Raw genomic sequence first — 19421 nt, 5'->3', positions numbered from 1 at the left:
ATTTTTTCTTCCTAGAGTCCTTTAATAAGATTAATAGTTTACTTAATCATATCTAGGTAGTCTTATGACTTATGCTTAATGAAAGTCATTCTAGGAGAAGTTCCCAAAGCTTCTGTATTCATAATTGTTAGTAGTATTTTATTATCATTTGGTATAAATATTTCAATAACAATTGAGCTATTATTTTTATTATATAATGTGAGTTGTTTGTGTTCTGTATTTATATATTTGCAAATGTAATCAGAATCGTCTGAGGTACTGAGAATAAATTTTAAAGGGCTATCATTTAAATCTTGAGGATGCCATTCTCCCTCAATAATATTAAGATAATACGTAGCCTCTGAATTACATTTGAATTTATCAATACTAAATAATTCAAATTGTTCCATAATATTATTTACCTTTCTAAAATACAAATTTTAATAACCATAAATAGATGAATACCATTGATAATGGTCGCCATTGGATACTGGAATAACATTGTTTTTAGCATCTTGAGTCATAAAACCATTATCCCATGGATTCCATATAATTATAACCTCTTGTCCATTGTCTAATTTAGCGTTCCCAACAACTGCCATAGCATGCCCTGCGTGCATACCATTTCTTGATTCTACTCTACTACCTAAAACAGCAATTCCTTTATTATTTTTAGTAAGATTGTCAACTTCATTATATGTAGTCATTCTATTAAGAAGTTGTGGACTTCTTCCCTGAGTTTGTCCAAAATAAATCATCTCTCTTGGCGTTAAACCAGTAAATTGGAATTGTTGTCCTTGTAAGTTTGGGTGTAAAAATCTCATCACAGCTTCTGCATGATATTTGTTAGTATTATAAGTCGCATTTAGTAATGCAGACATAGAATAGCCTGCACACCAACCATTGTTACCTTGAGTCTCTCTTATCCTAAAATTCTCAAGTTTATTTACATATTGTTCATTGTAAGTATAATTATTACTTTTAAATTGACTAGTTGGCATAGTGACAGAAGCTTTTTGCTTTAGTTGCGTTACATTATTGCCAGTAGGTATATTCTCGGTCTCTTTTACCTTTTTATCTTCTAGACGTGGTGTTTTTAGTACTAGTTTAGCTTTATGATTTTGAGTAACCACATAGTAACCTTTAGAGTTTGTCAAAATAGTAATTTGTTGATCTTTATATTGATTTAAGACTTTAGATAAAAATGAAGAAACATTGATTGTGTATTTAGAAGATGAACTAGAATCCTTAGTGACTTTTGGTGAAATTGTAACTATATAATCGATATTACCTTCAGTGTTCAAAACAGGAAAATAATAATTACCATCACTCTTTTTGTTGAATTTGTAAATTTTAAAAGGTTCACCAAGCGTATACGAGGCTTTCTCTTTATTATAGATTTTATCAAGCGAAGTAACATAAGAAAGATAGTCTTTTTGCGCTAAATTACGTACGTCAGTAGGAACACTCTTGTCCTCGACATTAACTTGCACATGCTTCTTATCTTTTGCTTTGATATTTGAATTGCTCTCACCGTTTGCAATAGGGGTAATACTTAAAGAAAATATTAAACTTAAAGCTATTAATTTTGGAAAGTTTCTTTTCATATAAAAACTCCTTTCTTTTATTATAAAATAATTATATTAAATTTAGTTAAGAATTTCAATATAAATTTTTAATCTATGTTTAAAAAATATTTAATTATTACACATTATCAGTTTATGTAATAATTTAGTATCTTATTTACTAAATTGTAAACATTTCATTCAATAATTAATATGATCGAAAGTTTCATGAAAATATATTAGTCGATTTTGAAAGAAGCGTAGTCAATTTATGTCTTTCTATAAAAATTTACTATTAAGAAAATCTCTGCGTATTTTTCTATACTCAGTTTCGTATTTATACGACTCGAGCAGTTCAATATTAATTGCTTATATTTAAAATGCCATACCTATGCAATTCTTTTTGTGAGTAGAAAATTTGTTAAATTAGAAGCAAATAATTTTAAAACATATTATGGAATGTAAGAAGAAATATTATGAAACTAGGAAAAGTAGATTGTTGAAATTCTATACAATAGGAGAAGTAAAGTGAATAATATCTGGTATTACTAAAGTCATTGATTGTCCTAATTGTAAATAAAATGGATAGTCTAGGTGAGGGGAGAAAAATTAAAATGCAATAATATATTCTTAATGGATCATTATAAATACCAATTAGATTAAAGTGTTGCGAACATTTACAATTAGAAATCAGTATTAATCTGCCATAGATAATTGTATTAATGTAAAAAATAAAATAGAATGAGAATATACGGAAATTTTTTATACATTTATAACCAATTCTGTTAAACTGTGAAGAGTAGAGTTAAAAACGAACTTTTTATTTATTTTTATTAAAAATGTTCTGTTTTTGAAAATTCGAGTATATATACGATAGGAGTTAAAAAAATGATTGAACGTTATTCTAGAGAAGAAATGTCTAATATTTGGACTGATCAAAATCGCTATGAAGCATGGTTAGAAGTGGAAATTTTAGCATGTGAGGCATGGAGTGAATTAGGACATATACCGAAAGCTGACGTACAAAAAATTCGTCAGAACGCAAAGGTAAATGTCGAACGTGCACAAGAAATTGAACAAGAAACGCGCCATGATGTTGTAGCCTTTACTAGACAAGTTTCTGAAACGCTAGGTGAAGAACGTAAGTGGGTACATTATGGTTTAACTTCTACTGATGTTGTAGATACAGCTTTAAGTTTCGTTATTAAACAAGCAAATGACATTATTGAAAAAGATTTAGAAAGATTTATCGACGTTTTAGCTGAAAAAGCAAAAAATTATAAATATACATTGATGATGGGACGTACACATGGAGTGCATGCAGAACCAACTACATTTGGTGTCAAAATGGCATTGTGGTACACGGAAATGCAACGTAACTTACAACGTTTCAAACAAGTAAGAGAAGAAATTGAAGTAGGGAAAATGAGTGGTGCAGTAGGTACTTTTGCTAACATTCCCCCTGAAATAGAAAGTTATGTGTGTAAACATTTAGGTATTGGCATAGCGCCTGTATCAACGCAAACATTGCAACGTGATCGACATGCATACTATATTGCGACATTAGCATTAATCGCGACGTCACTAGAAAAATTTGCCGTTGAAATTCGTAACCTTCAAAAAACCGAAACAAGAGAAGTTGAAGAAGCATTTGCAAAAGGTCAAAAAGGATCATCTGCAATGCCTCATAAACGAAATCCAATTGGTTCTGAAAATATCACAGGTATTTCAAGAGTAATTCGTGGTTATATTACTACAGCTTATGAGAATGTGCCATTATGGCATGAAAGAGATATTTCTCATTCTTCAGCTGAGCGTATTATGTTACCAGATGTTACAATAGCACTAGATTATGCATTGAATCGTTTCACGAATATTGTGGACCGTTTAACTGTATTTGAAGATAATATGCGTAATAATATAGATAAAACATTTGGTCTGATTTTCTCACAACGTGTCTTATTAGCATTAATTAATAAAGGTATGGTTCGTGAAGAAGCATACGACAAAGTACAACCAAAAGCGATGATATCTTGGGAAACGAAAACACCTTTCCGTGAATTAATCGAACAAGATGAGTCTATTACAAGTGTTTTAACAAAAGAAGAATTGGATGAATGTTTCGATCCTAAACATCATTTGAATCAAGTTGACACTATTTTCGAACGCGCTGGATTAGCATAAAATTAAAAAAAGTAACGATTCAGATTTAATAAAATATAAATCGCTACACTTTAATAGGTTAATGCGTTAAAATGACATAAAGAATAAAATTATAGGGGTTGTTTCGATATGCAAATTGAAAAATTACGAGGTGCAGCGTTAGATGAATTGTTTGATGCAATACTAACGTTAGAAAATAGAGAAGAATGTTACCAATTTTTCGATGATTTGTGTACTGTAAATGAAATTCAATCACTGTCTCAAAGATTACAAGTTGCTAAAATGATTAAGCAAGGTTATACCTATGCAACGATTGAACAAGAATCTGGAGCATCGACTGCAACGATTTCTAGAGTGAAGCGTTCATTACAATGGGGTAATGATGCTTATACAATGATTTTAGATCGTATGAATATTGAAACAAATGAATAATAAATGAACGATAAACAATGGTTATCTATCTGCACTAATAAGGTAGATAATCATTGTTTTTTCACGAAAAAATTTACAGAGTAAAAGAACTTAAATTTCATATTAAGTCTTTAGAACTCGACACTTAAAAATGCTATAATCATATGTATGTTAAAAAAGGAGTTTCGGAAAATGTATGACATTAAAAAATGGCGCCATATTTTTAAATTAGACCCAGCTAAACATATTTCAGATGATGATTTAGATGCGATTTGTATGTCTCAAACAGATGCAATTATGATTGGTGGAACTGATGACGTTACTGAAGATAATGTCATTCATTTAATGAGCAGGGTAAGAAGATACCCATTGCCTTTAGTACTTGAAATATCAAACATCGAAAGTGTAATGCCTGGTTTTGATTTTTATTTTGTACCTACAGTACTGAACAGTACAGATGTTGCATTTCACAATGGTACATTATTAGAAGCGCTTAAAACATATGGACATAGTATAGATTTTGAAGAAGTAATATTTGAAGGTTATGTCGTGTGCAATGCTGATAGCAAAGTGGCAAAACATACCAAAGCAAATACAGATTTAACAATAGAAGATTTAGAAGCATATGCCCAAATGGTCAATCATATGTATCGATTACCGGTTATGTATATAGAGTATAGTGGCATTTATGGCGACGTATCAAAGGTTCAAGCTGTCTCAGAACATCTATCAGAAACGCAACTTTTTTATGGTGGCGGTATTTCCTCAGAACAACAAGCGACAGAGATGGCAGCTATTGCAGATACAATTATCGTCGGTGATATTATTTATAAAGATATTAAAAAAGCTTTAAAAACAGTAAAAATAAAGGAGTCTAGTAAATGAATGCGTTATTAAATCATATGAATACAGAGCAAAGTGAAGCTGTAAAGACAACAGAAGGACCATTGTTAATTATGGCAGGTGCTGGTTCAGGGAAGACACGTGTTTTAACACATAGAATTGCTTATTTATTAGACGAAAAAGATGTCTCACCATACAATGTTTTGGCTATTACTTTTACAAATAAAGCTGCAAGAGAAATGAAAGAACGTGTTCAAAAATTAGTAGGTGATCAAGCAGAAGTTATTTGGATGTCAACATTCCACTCAATGTGTGTTCGTATTTTACGTCGTGATGCAGATCGAATTGGTATAGAACGCAATTTTACGATAATTGATCCTACAGACCAAAAATCTGTTATTAAAGACGTCTTAAAAAATGAAAATATTGATAGTAAAAAATTTGAACCTCGTATGTTTATCGGTGCGATCAGTAATTTGAAAAATGAACTTAAAACACCTGCAGATGCTCAAAAAGAAGCCACAGATTATCACTCGCAAATGGTAGCAACGGTTTATAGTGGATATCAACGCCAATTGTCACGTAATGAAGCGTTAGATTTTGATGACCTTATTATGACAACTATTAACTTATTTGAGCGTGTACCAGAAGTTCTAGAATATTATCAGAACAAATTCCAATATATTCATGTAGATGAGTATCAAGATACCAATAAAGCACAATACACATTAGTTAAATTATTAGCAAGTAAGTTTAAAAACTTATGTGTTGTAGGTGACTCAGATCAGTCAATTTATGGTTGGCGTGGTGCTGATATTCAAAATATCTTATCATTTGAAAAAGACTACCCAGAAGCGAATACAATCTTTTTAGAGCAAAATTATCGTTCGACGAAAACGATTTTAAATGCGGCTAACGAAGTGATTAAAAATAATTCTGAACGTAAGCCAAAAGGACTGTGGACTGCAAATACGAATGGTGAGAAAATTCATTACTATGAAGCAATGACAGAACGTGACGAAGCGGAATTTGTAATACGAGAAATTATGAAGCATCAACGTAATGGTAAGAAATATCAAGATATGGCAATTTTATATAGAACAAATGCACAATCACGTGTACTTGAGGAAACATTCATGAAATCTAATATGCCATATACAATGGTTGGTGGACAAAAGTTCTATGATCGTAAAGAAATCAAAGATTTATTAAGTTATTTGCGTATAATTGCCAATAGTAATGATGACATTAGTTTGCAACGTATTATTAATGTTCCAAAAAGAGGTGTAGGTCCTTCATCTGTTGAAAAAGTTCAAAACTATGCACTTCAAAACAATATCAGTATGTTTGATGCACTTGGAGAAGCTGATTTTATCGGATTGTCAAAAAAAGTGACACAAGAGTGTCTTAATTTTTACGAGTTAATCCAAAGCTTGATAAAAGAACAAGAATTTTTAGAAATTCATGAAATAGTTGATGAAGTATTACAAAAGTCTGGCTACCGAGAAATGCTTGAACGTGAAAATACACTAGAATCTCGAAGTAGATTAGAAAACATCGATGAATTTATGTCAGTACCAAAAGACTATGAGGAAAATACCCCATTAGAAGAACAGTCATTAATTAACTTTTTAACGGATTTATCGTTAGTAGCTGATATTGATGAGGCAGATACTGAAAATGGCGTAACACTAATGACGATGCACTCGGCTAAGGGCCTTGAATTTCCAATCGTCTTTATAATGGGGATGGAAGAATCTTTATTCCCACATATTAGAGCGATTAAGAGTGAAGATGATCATGAAATGCAAGAAGAACGTCGAATTTGTTATGTAGCAATCACAAGGGCTGAAGAGGTGTTATACATCACTCATGCGACATCAAGAATGTTATTTGGTCGCCCTCAGTCAAATATGCCATCTAGATTTTTAAAGGAAATTCCAGAATCACTATTAGAAAATCATTCAAGTGGCAAACGACAAACGATACAACCTAAGGCAAAACCTTTTGCTAAACGTGGATTTAGTCAACGAACAACGTCAACGAAAAAACAAGTATCGTCATCTGATTGGAATGTAGGTGACAAAGTAATGCATAAAGCCTGGGGAGAAGGCATGGTGAGTAATGTAAACGAGAAAAATGGCTCAATCGAACTAGATATTATCTTTAAATCACAAGGGCCAAAACGTTTGTTAGCGCAATTTGCACCAATTGAAAAAAAGGAGGATTAAGGGATGGCTGATTTATCGTCTCGTGTGAACGAGTTACATGATTTATTAAATCAATACAGTTATGAATACTATGTAGAGGATAATCCATCTGTACCAGATAGTGAATATGACAAATTACTTCATGAACTGATTAAAATAGAAGAGGAGCATCCTGAGTATAAGACTGTAGATTCTCCAACAGTTAGAGTTGGTGGTGAAGCCCAAGCCTCTTTCAATAAAGTCAACCATGACACGCCAATGTTAAGTTTAGGGAATGCATTTAATGAGGATGATTTGAGAAAATTCGACCAACGCATACGTGAACAAATTGGCAACGTTGAATATATGTGCGAATTAAAAATTGATGGCTTAGCAGTATCATTGAAATATGTTGATGGATACTTCGTTCAAGGTTTAACACGTGGTGATGGAACAACAGGTGAAGATATTACCGAAAATTTAAAAACAATTCATGCGATACCTTTGAAAATGAAAGAACCATTAAATGTAGAAGTTCGTGGTGAAGCATATATGCCGAGACGTTCATTTTTACGATTAAATGAAGAAAAAGAAAAAAATGATGAGCAGTTATTTGCAAATCCAAGAAACGCAGCTGCGGGGTCATTAAGACAGTTAGATTCTAAATTAACGGCAAAACGAAAGCTAAGCGTATTTATATATAGTGTCAATGATTTCACCGATTTCAATGCGCGTTCGCAAAGTGAAGCATTAGATGAGTTAGATAAATTAGGTTTTACAACGAATAAAAATAGAGCGCGTGTAAATAATATCGATGGCGTTTTAGAGTATATTGAAAAATGGACAAGCCAAAGAGAGTCATTACCTTATGATATTGATGGGATTGTTATTAAAGTTAATGATTTAGATCAACAGGACGAAATGGGATTCACACAAAAATCACCAAGGTGGGCCATTGCTTATAAATTTCCAGCTGAGGAAGTAGTAACTAAATTATTAGATATTGAATTAAGTATTGGACGTACGGGTGTAGTCACACCTACTGCTATTTTAGAACCAGTAAAAGTAGCTGGTACAACTGTATCAAGAGCATCTTTGCACAATGAAGATTTAATTCATGACAGAGATATTCGAATTGGTGATAGTGTTGTAGTGAAAAAAGCAGGTGACATCATACCTGAAGTTGTACGTAGTATTCCAGAACGTAGACCTGAGGATGCTGTCACATATCATATGCCAACCCATTGTCCAAGTTGTGGACATGAATTAGTACGTATTGAAGGCGAAGTAGCACTTCGTTGCATTAATCCAAAATGCCAAGCACAACTTGTTGAAGGATTGATTCACTTTGTATCAAGACAAGCCATGAATATTGATGGCTTAGGCACTAAAATTATTCAACAGCTTTATCAAAGCGAATTAATTAAAGATGTTGCTGATATTTTCTATTTAACAGAAGAAGATTTATTACCTTTAGACAGAATGGGGCAGAAAAAAGTTGATAATTTATTAGCTGCCATTCAACAAGCTAAGGACAACTCTTTAGAAAATTTATTATTTGGTTTAGGTATAAGGCATTTAGGTGTTAAAGCGAGCCAAGTGTTAGCAGAAAAATATGAAACGATAGATCGATTACTAACGGTAACTGAAGCGGAATTAGTAGAAATTCATGATATAGGTGATAAAGTAGCACAATCTGTAGTTACTTATTTAGAAAATGAAGATATTCGTGCTTTAATTCAAAAATTAAAAGATAAACATGTTAATATGATTTATAAAGGTATCAAAACATCAGATATTGAAGGACATCCTGAATTTAGTGGTAAAACGATAGTACTGACTGGTAAGCTACATCAAATGACACGCAATGAAGCATCTAAATGGCTTACATCACAAGGTGCTAAAGTTACAAGTAGCGTTACTAAAAATACAGATGTCGTTATTGCTGGTGAAGATGCAGGTTCAAAATTAACAAAAGCACAAAGTTTAGGTATTGAAATTTGGACAGAGCAACAATTTGTAGATAAGCAAAATGAATTAAATAGTTAGAGGGGTATGTCGATGAAGCGTACATTAGTATTATTGATTACAGCTATCTTTATACTCGCTGCTTGTGGTAACCATAAGGATGACCAGGCTGGAAAAGATAATCAAAAACATAACAATAGTTCAAATCAAGTAAAAGAAATTGCTACGGATAAAAATGTACAAGGTGATAACTATCGTACATTGTTACCATTTAAAGAAAGCCAGGCAAGAGGACTTTTACAAGATAACATGGCAAATAGTTATAATGGCGGCGACTTTGAAGATGGTTTGTTGAACTTAAGTAAAGAAGTGTTTCCAACAGACAAATATTTGTATCAAGATGGTCAATTTTTGGATAAGAAAACAATTAATGCCTATTTAAATCCTAAGTATACAAAACGTGAAATCGATAAAATGTCTGAAAAAGATAAAAAAGACAAGAAAGCGAATGAAAATTTAGGACTTAATCCATCACACGAAGGTGAAACAGATCCTGAAAAGATTGCAGAAAAATCACCAGCCTATTTATCTAACATTTTAGAACAAGATTTTTATGGTGGTGGAGATACAAAAGGTAAGAATATTAAAGGTATGACGATTGGTTTAGCTATGAATAGTGTTTATTACTATAAAAAAGAAAAAGATGGACCGACTTTTAGTAAAAAACTAGATGATAGCGAAGTTAAAAAGCAAGGTAAACAAATGGCTAGTGAGATATTATCAAGGTTACGTGAAAATGATGATTTAAAAGATATACCAATTCATTTTGCAATTTATAAGCAATCAAGTGAAGATTCAATCACACCAGGTGAATTTATCACTCAAGCGACTGCAGAAAAGAGTCAAACAAAGCTTAATGAATGGCATAATATCAATGAAAAATCAGCTTTATTACCTTCTTCAACAGCAGCAGATTATGATGAAAATTTAAATAATAATTTCAAGCAATTTAACGATAATTTGCAATCATATTTTTCTAATTTCACACAAGCAGTAGGGAAAGTTAAATTTGTTGATAAAAAGCCACAACGATTAGTAGTAGATTTACCAATCGATTACTATGGACAAGCTGAAACAATTGGTATTACACAGTACGTTACTGAACAAGCGAATAAATATTTCGATAAAATCAATAACTATGAAATTCGTATTAAAGATGGTAACCAACCACGTGCTTTAATTAGTAAGACAAAAGATGATAAAGAACCACAAGTTCATATTTACAGTAATTAATTGTAAATTAAAGATAATAAAAAGGTACCAATGTTAGTCAGAATTTTGATTAACATTAGTACCTTTTTAATTTGTTAAGACTTATGAATTATTTTTCTCTAACGATGTCGCGGACTTTATTTAAGTCAATTTCAACAAATGCACCAGGTTTTTTAGTAAGTTTACTTACAACATATGTAACGATTACACTTACAATAAATCCAGGAATAATTTCATATAAGCCGAATATTTCATTGATATGTGCCAATGGTTTAATCCATGCAATCCAAACTATAACGACTAAAGCACCTGAAACCATTCCACTTACAGCACCGGCACGTGTCAAACCTTTCCAGTAAAGTGCAAATAGCACAAGTGGACTGAACGATGCACCAAATCCGGCCCAAGCATTACCTACTAAGTTTAGAATTGTGTCGTTTGGATTCCATGCAATCGCGATAGCAACAATTGCTACAACTAATACAGATAATCTTCCAATCATAACAAATTCTTTTTGGTGCGTTTTAGCTTTTTCTTCACCACGAATTAATTTATAAAAGTCTTCCGTTAAAGAACTAGATGTTACAAGTAATTGTGAAGAAATCGTGCTCATAATTGCTGCTAAAATCGCTGCTAGTAAAAAACCGCCTACAAGAGGATGGAAAAGTACTTGACTCATCACGATGAATAATGTCTCAGGATCTTCTAGTTTAATATGATAAGCAGGTACGAATGCAATACCTGTTAAACCAACAGCCACAGCGCCTAATAAACCAACAGCCATCCAGCTAATACCTAAACGTCTAGCTTTAGGTAGCATCTTGTGTGATTTAATAGACATAAACCTTACAATGATATGAGGTTGACCGAAATAACCTAATCCCCATGAAAATAGAGAGATAATTCCTATAAATGATAACCCTTTAAATAAATTTAAATTTGTAGGTTTCATAGCTGCTACATCATGAAACGTTCCCCAGCCGTTTAAATTCATCATAGCAACAATAGGGACCATAACCATCGCAATTAACATAATGACACCTTGGAAGAAATCTGTAATTGATACAGCTAAATATCCACCAAAGAAAGTATAGAAAATGACAATGAAAGCAACTAATATTAAACCGAAATGATAATCTAATCCAAAAGCACTTTCAAATAATTTACCACCAGATACGAAACCAGAATGTGTATATAATGTAAAGAATACTACGATAATCAATCCAGAAATAATCTTTAACACATTATTTTTATCGTTTAAACGATTTTTAAAGAAATCTGGTAATGTAATTGCATCTCCAGCTAATTCGGTATAAACACGAAGTCTAGGAGCAACAACAAAGTAATTTATATAAGCACCTAATGTTAAGCCGATTGTAATCCACATTGCCGAAAGACCAGTACTATAGACAGAGCCTGGTAAACCCATAATCATCCAGCCACTCATATCTGAAGCTCCAGCTGATAATGCAGTAATATACGGACCGATACTACGTCCACCTAACATGTACTCGCTCAGGTTACCAGTTGCTTGCTTGTAACCGTAAAAGCCAATAACGATTAGTATCAAGAAGTAGACGGCAATCATAATATAAGTTTGCCAATTGGCATCTACTTGTTGACTTAATGCTGTCCCCATTGTAAGCATGATAAACACTCCCTTTATTTAATTTATAATTTAGTTACTTGAAAACATTATACATAAAGATAAATGTTTAGAAAAGTAGGAAAATTAAATTTATTCTTTTTGAAATACTTGTATACCAATATAGAAAGCGCTTTCGTATTTTTTAGATATAGGCAAATTTTTATAATTAAAATTGCATAATCATAATATTGAATTGGGTTGTCTATTATTAAGAGGGTGTTGTTTTCATAAAAAATGATTTGGTAAACGAATGATAATGTTTATACAGTTTATATGAAATTAAAGTAGTACCTCATAAATACTTAGATTTTTAATTGGAAATTTGATACAATTTAGTGATGAATGACTTAAAGGAGGCTTTTATTAATGACAAAAGTAACACGTGAAGAAGTTGAGCATATCGCGAATCTTGCAAGACTTCAAATTTCTCCTGAAGAAACGGAAGAAATGGCCAACACATTAGAAAGCATTTTAGATTTTGCAAAACAAAATGATAGCGCTGATACAGAAGGCGTTGAACCTACATATCACGTTTTAGATTTACAAAACGTTTTACGTGAAGATAAAGCAATTAAAGGTATTCCGCAAGAATTAGCTTTGAAAAATGCCAAAGAAACAGAAGATGGACAATTTAAAGTGCCTACAATCATGAATGAGGAGGACGCGTAAGATGAGCATTCGCTACGAATCGGTTGAGAATTTATTAACTTTAATAAAAGACAAAAAAATCAAACCATCTGATGTTGTTAAAGATATATATGATGCAATTGAAGAGACTGATCCAACAATTAAGTCTTTTCTAGCGCTGGATAAAGAAAATGCAATTAAAAAAGCGCAAGAATTGGATGAATTACAAGCAAAAGACCAAATGGATGGCAAATTATTTGGTATTCCAATGGGTATAAAAGATAACATTATTACAAACGGATTAGAAACAACATGTGCAAGTAAAATGTTAGAAGGTTTTGTGCCAATTTACGAATCTACTGTAATGGAAAAACTACATAATGAGAATGCCGTTTTAATCGGTAAATTAAATATGGATGAGTTTGCAATGGGTGGTTCAACAGAAACATCTTATTTCAAAAAAACAGTTAACCCATTTGACCATAAAGCAGTACCAGGTGGTTCATCAGGTGGATCTGCAGCAGCAGTTGCAGCTGGCTTAGTACCATTTAGCTTAGGTTCAGACACAGGTGGTTCAATTAGACAACCGGCTGCATATTGTGGCGTTGTCGGTATGAAACCAACATACGGTCGTGTATCTCGATTTGGATTAGTTGCATTTGCATCTTCATTAGACCAAATTGGTCCATTGACTCGAAATGTAAAAGATAATGCAATCGTATTAGAAGCCATTTCTGGTGCAGATGTTAATGACTCTACAAGTGCACCTGTTGATGATGTAGACTTTACATCTGATATTGGTAAAGATATTAAAGGATTAAAAGTTGCATTACCTAAAGAATACTTAGGTGAAGGTGTAGCTGATGACGTAAAAGAAGCAGTTCAAAACGCTGTAGAAACTTTAAAATCTTTAGGTGCTGTCGTTGAGGAAGTATCATTGCCAAATACTAAATTTGGTATTCCATCATATTACGTGATTGCATCATCAGAAGCTTCGTCAAACCTTTCTCGTTTTGACGGAATTCGTTATGGTTATCATTCTAAAGAAGCTCATTCATTAGAAGAATTATATAAAATGTCAAGATCTGAAGGTTTTGGTAAAGAAGTAAAACGTCGTATTTTCTTAGGTACATTTGCATTAAGTTCAGGTTACTACGATGCTTACTATAAAAAATCTCAAAAAGTTAGAACATTGATTAAAAATGACTTTGATAAAGTATTCGAAAATTATGATGTAGTAGTTGGTCCAACAGCGCCTACAACTGCGTTTAATTTAGGTGAAGAAATTGATGATCCATTGACAATGTATGCCAATGATTTATTAACAACACCAGTAAACTTAGCTGGATTACCTGGTATTTCTGTTCCTTGTGGACAATCAAATGGCCGACCAATCGGTTTACAGTTCATTGGTAAACCATTCGATGAAAAAACGTTATATCGTGTCGCTTATCAATATGAAACACAATACAATTTACATGACGTTTATGAAAAATTATAAGGAGTGGAAATCATGCATTTTGAAACAGTTATAGGACTTGAAGTTCACGTAGAGTTAAAAACGGACTCAAAAATGTTTTCTCCATCACCAGCGCATTTTGGAGCAGAACCTAACTCAAATACAAATGTTATCGACTTAGCATATCCAGGTGTCTTACCAGTTGTTAATAAGCGTGCAGTAGACTGGGCAATGCGTGCTGCAATGGCACTAAATATGGAAATCGCAACAGAATCTAAGTTTGACCGTAAGAACTATTTCTATCCAGATAATCCAAAGGCATATCAAATTTCTCAATTTGATCAACCAATTGGTGAAAATGGATATATCGATATCGAAGTCGACGGTGAAACAAAACGAATCGGTATTACTCGTCTTCACATGGAAGAAGATGCTGGTAAGTCAACACATAAAGGTGAGTATTCATTAGTTGACTTGAACCGTCAAGGTACACCGCTAATTGAAATCGTATCTGAACCAGATATTCGTTCACCTAAAGAAGCATATGCGTATTTAGAAAAATTACGTTCAATTATTCAATACACTGGTGTATCAGACGTTAAGATGGAAGAAGGATCTTTACGTTGTGATGCTAACATCTCTTTGCGTCCATATGGTCAAGAAAAATTTGGTACTAAAGCCGAATTGAAAAACTTAAACTCATTTAACTATGTACGTAAAGGTTTAGAATATGAAGAAAAACGCCAAGAAGAAGAATTGTTAAATGGTGGAGAAATCGGACAAGAAACACGTCGATTTGATGAATCTACAGGTAAAACAATTTTAATGCGTGTTAAAGAAGGTTCTGATGATTACCGTTACTTCCCAGAGCCTGACATCGTACCTTTATATATTGATGATGCTTGGAAAGAGCGTGTTCGTCAGACAATTCCTGAATTACCAGATGAGCGTAAAGCTAAGTATGTAAATGAATTAGGTTTACCTGCATACGATGCACACGTATTAACATTGACTAAAGAAATGTCAGATTTCTTTGAATCAACAATTGAACACGGTGCAGATGTTAAATTAACATCTAACTGGTTAATGGGTGGCGTAAACGAATATTTAAATAAAAATCAAGTAGAATTATTAGATACTAAATTAACACCAGAAAATTTAGCAGGTATGATTAAACTTATCGAAGACGGAACAATGAGCAGTAAAATTGCGAAGAAAGTCTTCCCAGAGTTAGCAGCTAAAGGTGGTAATGCTAAACAGATTATGGAAGATAATGGCTTAGTTCAAATTTCTGATGAAGCAACACTTCTAAAATTTGTAAATGAAGCATTAGACAATAACGAACAATCAGTTGAAGATTACAAAAATGGTAAAGGCAAAGCTATGGGCTTCTTAGTTGGTCAAATTATGAAAGCGTCTAAAGGTCAAGCTAATCCACAATTAGTAAATCAACTATTAAAACAAGAATTAGATAAAAGATAATTAGATTCATCAGACTATGATGATATAACAATGAACCCTTGGTTGCTGACTTAGATGCAATCGAGGGTTTATTTATATCTATAGAAGTCATATTACTTTTAACTTTATTCATTGTACATGTTAATGGTAAAAATATTAATTTTATTAATGCGTTAGCTTTAATTATATTAAGGCAAACTGTATAATAAAAAGGTATAAAACATTTTTGTATAAAGACAACATTATATTTACAACATCATTTTAAAGGTAAAATAGCATAACTGACGAAGTCTATATAACGAAGAACGGCAAAAATTGCTGAATAAATAACAACCTTTGTACATATTGAGATAGTATTTGTTTAAGTTACAAGTTGGTCTTTAACGATATTAAGAATGATGAAATAAGACTGAGCCTGGGTCATAAATTCAATATCCTAGGCACTACAATGCTACATTGGCAGTAGTTGACTGAAAGAAAATACGCTTGTAAGAAGCTTTTTTCAATTCTAGTGGGGCCCCAACAAAGAGAATTTCAAAAGGAAATTCTAAAGACAATGTAAGTTGGGGTAGAACGAAATAAATTTTGTTAAATATTATTTCTGTCCCACTCCCTATTAGACGAAACCAAGATGAAGTTAAAATAAATGAATTTTAAGTAGAGGGATAAGATATGAGGAAACGTGCTAGAATCATTTATAACCCGACATCAGGTAAAGAGCAATTTAAAAGAGAATTACCTGATGCCTTAATAAAATTAGAAAAAGCGGGATATGAAACGAGTGCATATGCAACCGAGAAAATAGGTGATGCCACACTTGAAGCAGAAAGAGCTATGCATGAAAATTATGATGTATTAATCGCTGCAGGTGGTGACGGAACATTAAATGAAGTAGTTAATGGTATCGCAGAAAAGCCTAATCGTCCTAAGCTAGGTGTCATTCCTATGGGTACTGTTAATGACTTTGGACGTGCATTGCATATACCTAATGACATCATGGGGGCACTTGATGTCATCATTGAAGGTCATTCTACTAAAGTAGATATTGGTAAAATGAATAATCGATACTTTATTAATTTAGCTGCAGGCGGACAATTGACGCAAGTCTCTTATGAAACACCGAGTAAATTGAAATCTATTGTTGGTCCATTTGCTTATTACATCAAAGGTTTCGAAATGTTACCTCAAATGAAAGCTGTAGATTTAAGAATTGAATATGATGGTAATGTTTTCCAAGGAGAAGCATTATTATTCTTTTTAGGTTTAACAAATTCAATGGCAGGATTTGAAAAATTAGTGCCGGACGCTAAGTTAGACGACGGCTATTTTACGTTAATTATAGTTGAAAAATCAAACCTTGCAGAACTTGGTCATATTATGACTTTAGCTTCAAGAGGAGAACATACTAAGCATCCTAAAGTTATTTATGAAAAAGCAAAGGCAATTAATATTTCATCATTCACAGACTTACAACTAAATGTAGATGGAGAATATGGTGGTAAATTACCAGCGAATTTCTTAAATCTAGAACGTCATATAGATGTCTTTGCACCTAATGATATTGTAAATGAAGAGTTAATAAATAATGATCATGTTGATGGCAATTTAATCGAAGAATAAACAGAAGTAGTGAAATATATAATGGCAGGTTAGGAAGCGCATAATTTTGTTCCTAACCTGTTCATTTTGGAGGTAAAATTTTGCAAGCAATAGCTAAAAATGACATTAAAACGGGAACAGTTGTTGATTTAACGCATGAAGGTCATGGTGTCGTAAAAATAGATCGCTTTCCTATTTTCATACCACAAGCTTTAATTAATGAACAAATTGAATATAAAATTATCAAAGTAAAAAAGAACTTTGCGATAGGTAAGTTGCTTAATATAAATACGAGAAGTGAGAATCGTGTTGCACCGCCATGTATATATTATGAACGTTGTGGTGGGTGCCAACTTCAACACTTATCATACGAAGCACAACTTGAAATGAAAAAAGAACAAGTGATTAATTTGTTTCAGCGAAAAGCACATTTTGATAATTCTAAGATTAACGATACAGTTGGCATGACAGATCCTTGGAGATATCGAAACAAGTCCCAGATTCCAGTTGGTGAGAATGAACAGAATGAAGTTATTATGGGCTTTTATCGTCAAAGAAGCCATGACATTATTGACATGGAAAGTTGTTTAATACAAGATTCACAACATCAAGAAGTGATGAATGAAGTTAAATCTATTTTAAAAGATTTAAATGTAAGTATTTATCAAGAACAATTGAAAAAAGGTTTAATGAGACATTTGGTTGTAAGAACAGGATATCATACAGACGAAATGATGATTATTTTTGTAACTAATGGTAAAAAGTGGCCACAAAAAAATGCTGTTGTTGAGAAGATATTAGATGCATTTCCTAATGTGACAAGTATTAAACAAAACATTAATGATAGCCACTCTAATGTTATTATGGGACGTCAATCTATAACGCTATATGGTAAAGATACAATTATTGATCAATTAACAGATAGTACATTTAAAATAAGTGATCAGTCATTCTACCAAATTAATTCTGAACAAACAGAGAAATTATATAATAAAGCAATTGAGTATGCGCAATTGACAGGTAATGAAGTTGTATTAGATACCTATTGTGGTATTGGAACAATAGGGCTATATATGGCACCACATGCAAAACATGTATACGGTGTTGAAGTAGTACCTTCTGCAATTGAAGACGCACAACAAAATGCGACTATAAACCAATGTAATAATACAACTTTTGTCTGTGGGAAAGCTGAAGAAGTTATTTTACAATGGAAAGCACAAGGGATTAAACCAGATGTTGTAATGGTTGATCCGCCAAGAAAGGGCTGTGACGAAACGTTTATTCAGACTTTGCTTACATTAGAACCTAAGCGTATTGTCTATATTTCATGTAATCCCGCAACACAGCAACGTGATGCATTATTATTAGCTGAAAAATATCAACTTGAAGAGGTAACACCGGTAGATATGTTTCCACAAACAACACATGTTGAGACAGTGGCATTATTCAATTTGAAATAGCGCACATGATTTGAGATAAAATTTCGCCTTAATAAGTGAAGAAAGAAGTCGTATATTAAAATTTTATTACAGCCAATTTACTTTCTTGATATGAACTTTTTAAATTAAATGTGACATTGTATACTATATTTAAAGAAGAATAAGAATGTCATGATCGGGAGGGTTGGTAATGCATAAAATTGATTTAACGACAAATAATTTTCAAATGCGAAGGTTTATTATCTTGCAACTTGTTATTGCGTTATTCGTGATTTTATTTACGTATAAGTGGGCGTTAGGTGTCACAGCGGTTGTCGATCAAAATATCATCATCAATCTTGTATATGGGTTTGCTGGATTCATTATTTTATTGATTTTACATGAACTTATCCATAGAGCATTATTTCTTTTATTTAAAAAAGATAGCAAACCTATGTTTAATATAAAAAAAGACAGAATCTTATTCCAAACAGCAGATGCTTGCTTCAACAAATGGCAATTCTCAATTATTATGCTGTCACCACTAATCCTATTAAGTACTGGCTTGCTTATTTTAATTAAGGTATTTGGTTATTCATCACTTATTTTTATGTTTAGTATGCATACCGCTTATTGCTTTATAGATATTCTGCTTGTTGCATTAACAATATCTAGTAGTTTTAAATATGTTCAACAAGATGAAGATAGTATTTATTTGTATCATCAAAAGCCGACTCAATAATAAATTTTAATATGATGATACCAACAAAATGAATTTGCTTGAATTATTTCAGATTACCTATGTTTTCTTACTCA

At 32.4% G+C, this 19421-nt stretch carries 16 protein-coding genes; 13 read left to right on the top strand and 3 right to left on the bottom strand.

What is annotated here, in order from left to right:
* Positions 1–62: 62 nt before the first annotated feature.
* Both HMPREF2658_RS10250 and scpA read right to left on the bottom strand, forming a co-directional pair.
* Positions 63–389, bottom strand: coding sequence for a staphostatin A (locus HMPREF2658_RS10250; protein WP_000434537.1), 327 nt, complete (start codon positions 387–389; stop codon positions 63–65).
* A 30-nt stretch (positions 390–419) separates the two neighbouring features.
* A complete protein-coding gene (gene scpA, locus HMPREF2658_RS10245) occupies positions 420–1586 on the bottom strand; it encodes a cysteine protease staphopain A (RefSeq protein WP_000827739.1) in 1167 nt (388 codons plus the stop codon).
* Between the two features lie 846 nt (positions 1587–2432).
* On the opposite strand from scpA, the gene purB reads away from it, so the two are divergent.
* From purB to HMPREF2658_RS10215, 6 genes are all read left to right on the top strand, one after another.
* Positions 2433–3728, top strand: coding sequence for an adenylosuccinate lyase (gene purB / locus HMPREF2658_RS10240; RefSeq protein ID WP_054194532.1), 1296 nt, complete (start codon positions 2433–2435; stop codon positions 3726–3728).
* A 108-nt stretch (positions 3729–3836) separates the two neighbouring features.
* Positions 3837–4139, top strand: coding sequence for a YerC/YecD family TrpR-related protein (locus tag HMPREF2658_RS10235; protein ID WP_001165363.1), 303 nt, complete (start codon positions 3837–3839; stop codon positions 4137–4139).
* A 171-nt stretch (positions 4140–4310) separates the two neighbouring features.
* Positions 4311–5003, top strand: a complete 693-nt coding sequence (locus HMPREF2658_RS10230) for a heptaprenylglyceryl phosphate synthase (protein ID WP_000272062.1) — start codon at positions 4311–4313, stop codon at positions 5001–5003.
* Positions 5000–7192, top strand: coding sequence for a DNA helicase PcrA (gene pcrA / locus HMPREF2658_RS10225; protein WP_000992924.1), 2193 nt, complete (start codon positions 5000–5002; stop codon positions 7190–7192). Before HMPREF2658_RS10230 ends, pcrA begins: the two co-directional genes overlap by 4 nt.
* 3 nt (positions 7193–7195) lie before the next feature.
* A complete protein-coding gene (gene ligA / locus HMPREF2658_RS10220) occupies positions 7196–9199 on the top strand; it encodes an NAD-dependent DNA ligase LigA (RefSeq protein ID WP_000774567.1) in 2004 nt (667 codons plus the stop codon).
* Positions 9200–9211: 12 nt separating this feature from the next.
* On the top strand, positions 9212–10411 hold the full coding sequence (locus HMPREF2658_RS10215) for a CamS family sex pheromone protein (protein ID WP_070854395.1): 1200 nt from the start codon (positions 9212–9214) through the stop codon (positions 10409–10411).
* An 88-nt stretch (positions 10412–10499) separates the two neighbouring features.
* Here HMPREF2658_RS10215 and putP read toward each other — a convergent pair whose 3' ends face one another.
* Positions 10500–12038, bottom strand: coding sequence for a sodium/proline symporter PutP (putP, locus tag HMPREF2658_RS10210; protein WP_000957019.1), 1539 nt, complete (start codon positions 12036–12038; stop codon positions 10500–10502).
* Positions 12039–12404: 366 nt separating this feature from the next.
* Here putP and gatC point away from each other — a divergent pair, with 366 nt between their 5' ends.
* The 7 genes from gatC to HMPREF2658_RS10175 all read left to right on the top strand — a co-directional run bounded on the left by gatC (position 12405) and on the right by HMPREF2658_RS10175 (position 19347).
* The gene (gene gatC, locus HMPREF2658_RS10205) at positions 12405–12707 is read left to right on the top strand and encodes an Asp-tRNA(Asn)/Glu-tRNA(Gln) amidotransferase subunit GatC (protein ID WP_000170162.1); all 303 of its coding nucleotides are present in this window, start codon (positions 12405–12407) and stop codon (positions 12705–12707) included.
* A gap of 1 nt (position 12708) precedes the next feature.
* The gene (gene gatA / locus HMPREF2658_RS10200; protein ID WP_000027926.1) at positions 12709–14166 is read left to right on the top strand and encodes an Asp-tRNA(Asn)/Glu-tRNA(Gln) amidotransferase subunit GatA; all 1458 of its coding nucleotides are present in this window, start codon (positions 12709–12711) and stop codon (positions 14164–14166) included.
* 12 nt (positions 14167–14178) lie between these two features.
* Positions 14179–15606, top strand: coding sequence for an Asp-tRNA(Asn)/Glu-tRNA(Gln) amidotransferase subunit GatB (gene gatB / locus HMPREF2658_RS10195; RefSeq protein WP_000545370.1), 1428 nt, complete (start codon positions 14179–14181; stop codon positions 15604–15606).
* A 38-nt stretch (positions 15607–15644) separates the two neighbouring features.
* The gene (locus HMPREF2658_RS10190; protein WP_001791535.1) at positions 15645–15791 is read left to right on the top strand and encodes a hypothetical protein; all 147 of its coding nucleotides are present in this window, start codon (positions 15645–15647) and stop codon (positions 15789–15791) included.
* A gap of 466 nt (positions 15792–16257) precedes the next feature.
* Entirely contained in the window at positions 16258–17205 is a 948-nt protein-coding gene (locus HMPREF2658_RS10185) for a diacylglycerol kinase (protein ID WP_001231459.1), read from the top strand.
* Between the two features lie 80 nt (positions 17206–17285).
* Complete coding sequence (rlmD, locus tag HMPREF2658_RS10180) at positions 17286–18647, top strand: 23S rRNA (uracil(1939)-C(5))-methyltransferase RlmD (RefSeq protein WP_001147862.1); 1362 nt, start codon at positions 17286–17288, stop codon at positions 18645–18647.
* Between the two features lie 169 nt (positions 18648–18816).
* Complete coding sequence (locus tag HMPREF2658_RS10175) at positions 18817–19347, top strand: DUF3267 domain-containing protein (RefSeq protein ID WP_000548781.1); 531 nt, start codon at positions 18817–18819, stop codon at positions 19345–19347.
* Positions 19348–19421 lie beyond the last annotated feature (74 nt).

The organism is Staphylococcus sp. HMSC062H10, assembly GCF_001836945.1.
Taxonomy (GTDB): domain Bacteria; phylum Bacillota; class Bacilli; order Staphylococcales; family Staphylococcaceae; genus Staphylococcus; species Staphylococcus aureus.
The sequence above is the reverse complement of the archived record's forward strand: the minus strand, read 5'-3'. Positions and strand labels throughout refer to the sequence as shown.

What these genes read in the sequence shown, in the direction of transcription:
- HMPREF2658_RS10250 (WP_000434537.1), bottom strand. Translation starts at nt 389, where the DNA reads ATGGAACAATTTGAATTATTTAGTATTGATAAATTCAAATGTAATTCA.
- scpA (WP_000827739.1), bottom strand. Translation starts at nt 1,586, where the DNA reads ATGAAAAGAAACTTTCCAAAATTAATAGCTTTAAGTTTAATATTTTCT.
- purB (WP_054194532.1), top strand. Translation starts at nt 2,433, where the DNA reads ATGATTGAACGTTATTCTAGAGAAGAAATGTCTAATATTTGGACTGAT.
- HMPREF2658_RS10235 (WP_001165363.1), top strand. Translation starts at nt 3,837, where the DNA reads ATGCAAATTGAAAAATTACGAGGTGCAGCGTTAGATGAATTGTTTGAT.
- HMPREF2658_RS10230 (WP_000272062.1), top strand. Translation starts at nt 4,311, where the DNA reads ATGTATGACATTAAAAAATGGCGCCATATTTTTAAATTAGACCCAGCT.
- pcrA (WP_000992924.1), top strand. Translation starts at nt 5,000, where the DNA reads ATGAATGCGTTATTAAATCATATGAATACAGAGCAAAGTGAAGCTGTA.
- ligA (WP_000774567.1), top strand. Translation starts at nt 7,196, where the DNA reads ATGGCTGATTTATCGTCTCGTGTGAACGAGTTACATGATTTATTAAAT.
- HMPREF2658_RS10215 (WP_070854395.1), top strand. Translation starts at nt 9,212, where the DNA reads ATGAAGCGTACATTAGTATTATTGATTACAGCTATCTTTATACTCGCT.
- putP (WP_000957019.1), bottom strand. Translation starts at nt 12,038, where the DNA reads ATGCTTACAATGGGGACAGCATTAAGTCAACAAGTAGATGCCAATTGG.
- gatC (WP_000170162.1), top strand. Translation starts at nt 12,405, where the DNA reads ATGACAAAAGTAACACGTGAAGAAGTTGAGCATATCGCGAATCTTGCA.
- gatA (WP_000027926.1), top strand. Translation starts at nt 12,709, where the DNA reads ATGAGCATTCGCTACGAATCGGTTGAGAATTTATTAACTTTAATAAAA.
- gatB (WP_000545370.1), top strand. Translation starts at nt 14,179, where the DNA reads ATGCATTTTGAAACAGTTATAGGACTTGAAGTTCACGTAGAGTTAAAA.
- HMPREF2658_RS10185 (WP_001231459.1), top strand. Translation starts at nt 16,258, where the DNA reads ATGAGGAAACGTGCTAGAATCATTTATAACCCGACATCAGGTAAAGAG.
- HMPREF2658_RS10175 (WP_000548781.1), top strand. Translation starts at nt 18,817, where the DNA reads ATGCATAAAATTGATTTAACGACAAATAATTTTCAAATGCGAAGGTTT.